This is a genomic window from Curtobacterium sp. NPDC089185 (assembly GCF_040685235.1).
Lineage (GTDB): Bacteria > Actinomycetota > Actinomycetes > Actinomycetales > Microbacteriaceae > Curtobacterium > Curtobacterium citri.
In genome coordinates, this window is record NZ_JBFBHK010000036.1 from 1 (window position 1) to 1,176 (window position 1,176).

Here is a 1,176-nt window from a genome sequence, read left to right on the forward strand (position 1 = left end):
CGGCCTGGCCTCGATCCGCTCGGCACTCGTCGACGGCCGGGCGCTCCGCCTCGGCCACGGCGTGCGGATCTTCGAGGACGTCACGCCGTCCGTCGTGGGGGGTGTCGATCCGCTCGGCGCGTGTTCCCGGCGGCGCGCGGACGTGGCCCTCGACCGGGGGTACCGTTGGCGGAGCGAGGGGTTCCCCCCAACGCCTCGCACCCGATGTCCGACCGGTTCCCCCCAACGGGTCGGACGTCAGTGGCCCCGGTCTCCCCCGACCGGGGCCACTTCCGTTCCCGCGGCCTCAGTCCAGCGCAGTCGCGAAGTCGCGGACGGCCGTCTCCCAGCGCTCCGGGTCCTCGTTCCACTCGAGCGTGTGGCGGGCCTCGTCGAAGGCGACCGTCGTGGCACCGCGGGCACGCTGCGCGGCGACGTCGTCCGCGGCGACCAGCGGATCGGCCGCGGAGTGCATTAGCAACGTCGGCGTGCCCTCGTCCTGCCACCGCGTGACGGTGAGCGGGTACGGCACCCCCGCCAGGCGACTCAGCCCGGGTGTGGTCGCGATGCGGCCGGCGACGACGCCGACGGCCGCCGGGAACCGTGCTGCGGTCACGGCGCCACGCAGGGCCGACCGGACGTCGAGCAGCGGTGCCACCCCGACGATCCCGTCGACGGGCGTCCGAGCAGCCGCAGCCGACGCGGCGAGGGCACCGGCGGACCAGCCCTGCAGCACGACCCGCTCGGCGCCGCGGGCACGGGCGGCGTGCGCAGCGGCGGCGATGCGGTCGACGGCGACCGGGTCGAGGGAGCGCAGCGGCAGGTCGGTCGTGTCGACCACCTGGTTCGCGGCGCCGAGGGCGCGCCACACCCGCAGGCCGCGGAGGACCTGCTGCGGGCCGATCGACTGCCCGTGCACGTGGACGACGTGCACGCGGGCGACTCCGTCCGGCTCGGTGCCCGGGACGTCCTGTTCGCGGGTCCAGACCAGCTCCGACTCCGCAGGGGTGAAGGGGGCGGGGTGGAGGAGCCGGCGGGCGGCAGCGGCCCCGAGGGCCACGCTCCCGGCGGTGGCGATCGCGGTCCCGGTGAGGGCGGTGCGGAGCAGCTGCATGGCCCCACTCTGCCAGCGCGGGGTGCGCGTCAGCGGGGTGACCGAAGACGGACGGGAGGCGCGGTGCCAGCTGGCACCGCGCC

At 76.6% G+C, this 1,176-nt stretch carries 1 pseudogene; it reads right to left on the bottom strand.

Annotation, left to right across the window (positions count from 1 at the left end):
- Positions 1-286: 286 nt before the first annotated feature.
- Positions 287-1,176 (bottom strand): annotated as a pseudogene (locus AB0N84_RS16300) (hypothetical protein); the annotation flags it as partial.